The following is a 7,905-nucleotide window of genomic DNA, read 5'->3' on the forward strand; positions in this document are numbered from 1 at the left end:
CGCGCTTTTTCCTCGGGAGTAAACGTTCTTCTTGTCGGCTTCATACAACTAAGATACTCCTTTTTGCTGTCTAGTTTCTATGTAGCATTATAGTTGACGCTTCATTCAGTTCCCCAAGATGATAGTTAGCTATGGCTAAATTGTTATTTGCTTCTCTGGAAGGCCTGATTGCGATGGAGTTCAACAAAACTTTCGAGGCATCTTCCCATTTTTCCAATGCAACATATATCTCACCTAAAAGGTTGTAGGGAAAATGCGATGCTGGATTTAGGCCAATTGCTTCTTTAACTAATTCCAGAGCAGTTTCTGTGTCACTTTCTTCGTGATAATAAATCCAAGCAAGGTTCGTTAAAGACTGAACACTTCTCGATTCGTTCACAGCTTCTTTGAAAAGAGCCAAGGCTGCCTCATATTCGTTGCGCTCGAGATGTTCGATCGCTTTCTGATCTATATTCAATTGGCTCCTCCTGTATCTCCGATTTTGAATATGAAGTTGTTGATAAAATTAATTATATCACTCATTTCAAAACCGTGTTCATTAACCAGATTGTGTATGTAGTTCATTCAGCTATCCTGCCCGTCCCTCGGTTTTAAGGGTTTATCTCACATATACTCACTCATTCGCAGGATTTCATCACCCTGGATTAGATGTGGAGGTGGAGAAAGCTAGGGGAGGTGGCCGTTAGCCTAGGATTTGGGCATGCGGGAACAGAGGAATTGCTTCAGCCATTCCTTTCTGCCTTACTCTACTGCACGCAAACTCCACAAATGCCCTGGTGTTTACCATCCCATGGCTCGACGGGTCTTAGCCCTTACATTCCATCGTCATACTTGTCCAAGGTGTGGAGACTGATTGCGTTTAGCGGACGGGTCTAGGCCCTTTTTGGGCAGGAACTCGGTTCTCCGTTCTTTCTTTGTCAAAATCCCGCGAATGAGTCATGATACGTAATGGATTAATGCTCTATGCTGCTTGTTAAACGAGATGACTGGCCTTTTCGGGAGAAAATGTTTCTACTCGATGAACCATGTCGATCAAAATCCGTGCTACTTTACCCACAAGTTTAAAGACAGATTGTTGCTTTTTCATGTGCTTTACTTGAACATTGTGCTGATGTAATTCTTGAAAGATCGGATTAATTCCAATGAGCTGGATCGTCGCCAAATACAGATATTTTCTTAAACTGGAGTCCCCTCGTTTGGAGACAACGATTTGACCTTTCCTTTTCCCTGATGTGCTTTCGGCCAAATTCAGACCGGCTTTGCGCAGTAATTGACGTCCATGTGCGTACTGCCTAAGGTCACCTGCGCCTGCTAGGATAGCCGCGACAAAGATCGGACCAATCCCTTTTATGGAACGCATTAGAACGGCCATGGGGATCTCATCTAGCAGTACATGAAGCTGCTTTTCGATGTCTGCTAACATCTCCGTAATTCGTTCAAATTCTGCGATTAAACGTGCCAAATCCAGTTTTGCTTCGGCTAACGCTGTAACGTCTCCCACACTCCGCTTAGCTTGTGCAATGAGTTCAGCAGCCTTTTGTGTGCCTGTGGTACCGCCTGCCCTCTGCATATGTTTTTTCCAAATCGCTATGAGTTCTGGTACTGACCGATCTGCAAGATCCTGAGGCGTAGGAAACTCCTTCAGTGTAGCCAATGAACGTTTGCGGGTCCAATCCTTAAAAACCGAACTGTACTCCGGAAAACGAATATCCAGCCACCGAATAATGCGATTTTGTAACCGTACACTATTAGCCACCCAAAATTCCCGATCGCTCATAATGGTTTTTAAGCGCTGAAATACTTGGGTCTGTCTCGTATACTCATAGTAGTAGCCGCGGCTTACCACGTCTGCAATGACAAGCGCATCTTTCGGATCACTCTTCGATTGACAATTATCCCGATTCTCTTTATTACGTTTGGTCGTTGCTGGATTGACCAAGACAACTTGCAATCCTTTATGCGTAAGCCAATTGGCGAGGTTCCACCAGTAATGGCCTGTCGGCTCCATGCCTATGATTATATTGCTTAAACGGTGCTTTTGCTGGATACTTTCCATCCACCGCTGCAGCCTTTCAAATCCCTCTATGGAGTTGCTGAACGATAGATGACGATTCGTCAGAACGATACCCCGATAATTTGTGATCTGTGCCACATGAGTTTCCTTGGCCATGTCGATCCCTACTATAAATGCGAGGGCGTAATTCGTTCAATACGTTGATTTTGTGCATCTAATTGTTTAAACTTCATGATAAGAGCGCCTCCTTGATGGTGTTGGGTACTTAACCCTTGGACAAACCCATCATACCGAGGCGTTCCTTTTTTTGACAAAGGCGATTTATTAGCCTTAACAGGAATGTTTAGCTCAACGACGAACGGCGGCTGATCGAGTGGCCAGCCGCCGCGGTGTGATGATTGAACTATCGCGTTCCCCGTCGTATTACGAGGTCAGCCAGTTTTGATTGGTTGACCTCTTATGTTTTAGTGGTGTATTTCTCAGTAGCCGGCTCATCTATTCGAGCACTCCGTTTACCGGGATGGCCTGCATGCTGAAGAATTCACCTTTCTTGTTTATCTTGCCTATGATTGTCGGCATCCCTTTTTTCGTGAAGGTATACACGTTCTGCTTCACCTTGACGGAGTACCCGGAGAGGTTTAGTTTGAACAGTGATTTGACAGCCGGTTTTGCAGCTGCTATCGCTTTACTTGACGTATATTTGGCTTTGGCAAACGATTTGTTAAAATCCGCCTCATTCGTCCAATCCGCGCCGTGCCGCACAACCTCTAAAATTTTATTCGTCTTCGCGCCGATCGTAACGTGGTTATTATCATAGCGGTCATAGATGTACCACGTGAATCCAGATGCAGCCTCTTCTTTGTTTAAGGAAGCATAGGCCGCCGCGGTCGGAAAGTGACCTTTGATTTGCTTGAAGGCATTGTTCGCCATGTTGATAAGCTTCGGTTCCAGTTGCTTGAGCGGCACTGTAATATGGGCTTTCAAGCGGTTATGTTGGTCCAGATCGACGTACAACGATTGGTCATGCCCGAAGAATACCCAATAATTGCTCGGTTTATTATCTTGATAAGGGGAGTTAACCCGCCATAGCGTGTCAAATGTGAACGGGTGCTTCATCTCACTGAACGATTCACTGAAATTAGCGATTTTGTCCACTAATGCGGCATCCATTACTTGGGTCATTTCCGAATCGTTATAATAAATCGTGGTATGAGCGACGCGTTTGTTTATTTTGTCGTAAGTCACGCTATAGCGTGCCGTCAGGCCCTTTAATTTCCCTTCTACGATGACTTCTCTCTCATCGTGTCTGACAACGTTATATTCGATTTGAGGTTCTTGGTCGGAATTGGCTTTAACGGCAGCCATCACCTGATTTTTTACGACGGAATCAATTTCGGGGTCAACATAGACTTTGTCGCTGTTTGAACTGCTTTCTACCGTTACGGGCGAAACGGCTTGCACGGAGGATGGAGCACTCGTAATGATAGTTAATGCAGCCGCTATCGCGATTATACGCATATGACGCATTGGAATTACCTCCAGACTAATTGTAAACCTTCATTCGGTTCTTGGTCTAGACGCACCCAGATGTAATAAAGTTCCAAAATCACTGCGATATTCCTCAGTCGACACATAGCGCAATGCTTCATGGCCATTAATATTCGCCATTATATTCAACATAACTCGATTTTTTCACGCGTGAAATATGATAGGGTACATATCGATTCTTCACATCTGGCGATAGAGTTTTGATAAAGTCAATGGCTGCTTCAACAATTTCATCCGTATTAAAAAAGCCTTCATCTAAGACTCCGCTTAACAATGCGGAATCTTTGCCTTTATATTTCAAACAGAGGTACCCGTAACCCGGATCAACCAGAACCAAATTAACGATATGGTTCTCATGCTGTTCTCTTTTTTCATCATAAAATCTTACCACTATATCTTGGTCTTTAAAGTAGTGTTCCGCATCGCACGAGACGCTGTTGTATATAAACTTCATGCGCTCCTCCTTAACTAATAGACACTTCCTCAAGATGGACTGAGCTCTAAGTGGTCATCAATATTTCCCGAAGCCTTTTTCGCAAGTCATGTCCGACGCGAGCAAGTCATACAGGTTTTGCTTGGACTCATCTAATTTTTGTTGAGCGGCTTCAATTTCCGCAATTTTAGATTCGATCAGGCTTACATGCTCCTCCTTCGACATTCCGTTTCTCGAGATCATGGATTTGATATCTTGAATCGAAAAGCCAACTGCCAAACAATTTTTAACCACATTCAGATAACGAATGATGTCTGACGCATAAATCCGATAGTTATTATGGTCCCTCAATACGTATTCATCCGTGATAATACCGATTTGCTCATAATAACGGATCGTTGAAATCGGGAGATTCATACTTTTTGCTACTTCGCTTATCTTCACCACTATCACCCCGTTTTCGCGCTTGCTATAAAGTATACTTTATAGTTTACCATCTCAATGGTAACGATAAGCAACATCATTTCCATACTCGACCAAAAAGGAGAGAAACCTGCATGAGCATCCCTACAGGCAACTACCAGAAAACAAACAACTTCAACCAAATTGCACTGGAACGTCGTTCCGTTAAAGTCTACGATCCCGAAGTGAAAATCAGTCGGGAGGAGATGACCGAAATTTTGGCAAAAGCTTCACGCGCCCCATCTGCCATTAACATGCAACCCTGGCGTTTCCTTGTGATCGAAAGCGCCGAAGGCAAAGAAAAACTTGCGCCGCTGGCCTCCTTCAACCAGACGCAAGTTTTGACCTCTTCTGCTATTATTGCGGTGTTTTACGACGCTAACAATATTGAATATATGGACGAAATCTTTAATAAAGCAGTAGAGCTTGGCTACATGCCACAGGACATCAAGGACATGCAAGTGCAGCAGGCAAGGCCGTATTATGCCAGCCTGACTCCATCCGCCTTGCGCGACATCAACATGCTGGACGCGGGTCTTGTTTCGATGCAACTGATGCTTGTAGCTCGCGCCCACGGCTATGACACCAACCCAATGGCAGGTTATGACAAGGATCGAATCGCGGAGGTCTTTAGCTTGGATAAGGAGCGATTCCAGCCGGTCATGCTGCTTTCGATCGGCAAATCGATCAAAGAAGGTTATCCATCCTACCGATTACCGATAGATACGATTACCGCTTGGGCATGACCGGATTTTTCATTCCATTCTCCCGGCTACCAGCATCGTAAGATGCCTATAAAAATAGGTCAACCAGAACATCTCTGGTTGACCTATTACTACGAAAGCAGTCGGTCTTCATGCCCGGCTGCTGATTTCGGTTTGAGCTAACGTCTCCCGTCCCTCGGTTTTAAGGGTTTATCTCACATATGCTCACTCATTCGCAGGATTTCATCACCTTAGATCAGATCAATCTGAGGATTAAGAACAGATGAACACGGTTGAGGTGGCGGGCTGGGCATGCGGGAATAGAGGACTATCAGGAAATATTCCCCAACTAGTTTCTGCTGCACGCATACTCCACTAATCCCTTGGCGTTCACCCTCCCATGACTCAACGGGTCATTGCCCTTACAATCCTTCGTTATACTTGTCCAAGGCGTGGAGACCGATCGCGTTTAGCGGATGGGTCTTAACGACTTCCGGCTGACGCCTTCCCACATCGCGCCGGGACGGAATAGGGTATCGTTTTTTTACGTCAGCCGGAGGCAAAATAATGTACCAGCTTTTCCCGCGTATCCTGAAACGGCGGATAAATCATCATTTTGACATCGGGATCGCTAGGGACTTGTAACGTCATATGCTCAAATTCCAACCGTCCGAGTACCGGATGCTCTATCTCTATGTAACCGTCAAGCAAGCTGCGTGCGTCGTGCTCCAACCACCAATGGCAGAAATCAGGACTAACCTGCTTCAAGTCCTCAATCAGTTGATTAAGTGAGGGATCATTCAAATAGCGAGCTCTTACCGTATGAAATTCCGCTACCACCCCCCTCGCCATTTGCTGCCACTCCCGGAAACGCTCCTTGATGATCGGGCTCGCGAAGAAATGCCATAGCAAATTAAGATCATGCGGAGGATTCGGATGAGATATGGCGAAAACCTCCTCGGCCGCTTTATTCCATGCCAGGTAGTCCCACCGGTAGCCGATCACGTAAGCCGGAGTTGGGCTTAACTCATCGATCACCTGCTGATAGGGAGGACGGACGGTTCTGTCTGCAGGAGCCGATTGGGGAGGGAGCGATTGCCCGGATAAGGAAAAAAGATGTCGCCGTTCATCTGGAGTCAGCTTGAGTGCTTGTGACAAGCTTTCCAACACTTGCGCCGAGGGTTTGATATCGCGCCCCTGTTCCAGCCATGTATACCAGGAAACACCGACATGGGCTAGCTGAGCAACTTCTTCCCTGCGTAACCCCGGCTTCCTGCGCTGACCGTAAGATGGAATTCCCGCCTCGTGAGGAGTTAATCCTGCGCGCCGTTTGCGCAAAAAATCGCCGAGCAGTTTACGGCGTTCGCCATCGTTCATTCCCACTCCTCCTAACTGTGACTGTGAGACCTATGATCAAGCAGCCTAAGTTTTGCCTGCACTAACCTTTTATAATCCAATATAGCAAGCTATTCGCAATGGATTCAACAAAACGCGAAAGCTCAGCTTGATTTTAAAAGAAAAAGGAGTCGATTCTATGCCTATGGATTTGTTTGGAAAAGAGCCGAAGGAATGGTCCGCAGGGGTTTACCACTTTTCAATCGGACAGTTTACATGCCTCACGATCAATGACGAGATCGGCTACACCTTACCGACGTCCCTAATTACCAACGCCACCCGAGAGGAAGTATGCGCCGCGCTCAGCGCGCATGCATTACCTGTCGACCATGTGCCCATGCAAATTAGCGCTGTATACATCCATACCGGTGAGCGTCAAATTCTTATTGATTCGGGATTAGGACATTTGCCCGGACCGGGCGGCAGCGTCGATTACATCGGTAAGATTCGTTCGAATTTGCAGCTATCCGGCATTGCTCCTGAAGCAATCGATACGATCATTCTCTCCCATGCGCATAGTGATCATTTAGGCGGCATTTTCGACGAAGAGGGACAGTTTTGTTTTCCAAATGCCCGCTATGTGCTGACACAAACAGAGTGGAGATTTTGGATGGGACAGCCTGATCTAAGCAATCTCGCCCTTCCCGAGTCTATGAAGCAAAGGACGATACAGTCGACTCAAAAAATACTCGCCCGGCTTGAGCCCAAAATGACTCTGATCGAAGACGAAGAAGAGATATTCCCGGGAATTACTGCCGTTCCCGCGAAAGGAGAAACGCCTGGACACAGCGCATTCCTTGTTTCCTCTGGCGGCGAGTCGCTGCTTGTCGTTGGGGACGCTTGGCCGCACTATAAATTAACCTTGGAACACCCCGATTGGCTCACCGCATTCGATCTAGATCCGGAGCAGACCGTCCGAACCCGTCGCTCGTTGCTCAATCGTGCAGCCGATGAAAAGCTGCTTGTTCAGGCCTATCATTTTCCATGGCCAAGCTTGGGATACATCGTAAAACGTGAGACGAGTTGGGCATGGGAACCGATCCACGGTGAAGCTCTCTTGTAGAAGAGAGCTTTTACCGCTTTAGTCAAGCAGCACTGATGCGTGACCGCATTGTGCCTTGCCCAACCACGGGTCTTAGTATCATTGAAAAACTTGGTAACTTGTTGAGCAAATCTGCCGGTTAGCTGAGAAAACGGCAACCGATTAATGTCCCGCTGCCGGTCAAGGGTAAAATCACCCTCGTTTGTGAACGCAAGAGTCTGTAAAATATTCTGTGTAAACTCTCAAACCGAATTTAGATTACAATGAGAGAAAGGTTGGTTTGAGAGGATGGCACCAATGGCGAGAT

At 46.4% G+C, this 7,905-nt stretch carries 7 protein-coding genes and 1 pseudogene; 2 read left to right on the plus strand and 6 right to left on the minus strand.

The genetic code is table 11. The features are described 5' to 3' along the window. Positions 1–70: 70 nt before the first annotated feature. The 5 genes and pseudogenes from BCM02_RS34970 to BCM02_RS34990 form a co-directional block, all read right to left on the minus strand. Positions 71–457, minus strand: coding sequence for a tetratricopeptide repeat protein (locus BCM02_RS34970; protein ID WP_148933739.1), 387 nt, complete (start codon positions 455–457; stop codon positions 71–73). Between the two features lie 516 nt (positions 458–973). Further along, positions 974–2,247 (minus strand): annotated as a pseudogene (locus BCM02_RS34975) (IS110 family RNA-guided transposase). Positions 2,248–2,509: 262 nt separating this feature from the next. Further along, positions 2,510–3,541, minus strand: coding sequence for a hypothetical protein (locus BCM02_RS34980; protein WP_148933740.1), 1,032 nt, complete (start codon positions 3,539–3,541; stop codon positions 2,510–2,512). 127 nt (positions 3,542–3,668) lie between these two features. Then, positions 3,669–4,016 carry a hypothetical protein gene (locus BCM02_RS34985; RefSeq protein WP_148933741.1) on the minus strand — a complete coding sequence of 116 codons (348 nt, stop codon included), beginning with the start codon at positions 4,014–4,016 and terminating at the stop codon, positions 3,669–3,671. A 57-nt stretch (positions 4,017–4,073) separates the two neighbouring features. Then, on the minus strand, positions 4,074–4,439 hold the full coding sequence (locus tag BCM02_RS34990) for a helix-turn-helix domain-containing protein (protein ID WP_246183696.1): 366 nt from the start codon (positions 4,437–4,439) through the stop codon (positions 4,074–4,076). Positions 4,440–4,552: 113 nt separating this feature from the next. Here BCM02_RS34990 and BCM02_RS34995 point away from each other — a divergent pair, with 113 nt between their 5' ends. Continuing rightward, entirely contained in the window at positions 4,553–5,203 is a 651-nt protein-coding gene (locus tag BCM02_RS34995) for a nitroreductase family protein (protein WP_148933742.1), read from the plus strand. 507 nt (positions 5,204–5,710) lie between these two features. On the opposite strand, the gene BCM02_RS35000 is transcribed toward BCM02_RS34995, so the two are convergent. Further along, positions 5,711–6,538, minus strand: a complete 828-nt coding sequence (locus BCM02_RS35000) for a helix-turn-helix transcriptional regulator (RefSeq protein ID WP_148933743.1) — start codon at positions 6,536–6,538, stop codon at positions 5,711–5,713. A gap of 157 nt (positions 6,539–6,695) precedes the next feature. Here BCM02_RS35000 and BCM02_RS35005 point away from each other — a divergent pair, with 157 nt between their 5' ends. Continuing rightward, a complete protein-coding gene (locus BCM02_RS35005; RefSeq protein WP_148933744.1) occupies positions 6,696–7,619 on the plus strand; it encodes an MBL fold metallo-hydrolase in 924 nt (307 codons plus the stop codon). Positions 7,620–7,905: the final 286 nt, after the last annotated feature.

The organism is Paenibacillus methanolicus (genome assembly GCF_008124765.1).
In the GTDB taxonomy this organism is placed as follows: Bacteria; Bacillota; Bacilli; order Paenibacillales; family Paenibacillaceae; genus Paenibacillus_Z; species Paenibacillus_Z methanolicus.

Bases quoted from the DNA above. Each gene is read 5' to 3' on its own strand.
- BCM02_RS34985 (WP_148933741.1), bottom strand. From the start codon at position 4,016: ATGAAGTTTATATACAACAGCGTCTCGTGCGATGCGGAACACTACTTT.
- BCM02_RS35005 (WP_148933744.1), top strand. From the start codon at position 6,696: ATGCCTATGGATTTGTTTGGAAAAGAGCCGAAGGAATGGTCCGCAGGG.
- BCM02_RS34980 (WP_148933740.1), bottom strand. From the start codon at position 3,541: ATGCGTCATATGCGTATAATCGCGATAGCGGCTGCATTAACTATCATT.
- BCM02_RS34995 (WP_148933742.1), top strand. From the start codon at position 4,553: ATGAGCATCCCTACAGGCAACTACCAGAAAACAAACAACTTCAACCAA.
- BCM02_RS35000 (WP_148933743.1), bottom strand. From the start codon at position 6,538: ATGAACGATGGCGAACGCCGTAAACTGCTCGGCGATTTTTTGCGCAAA.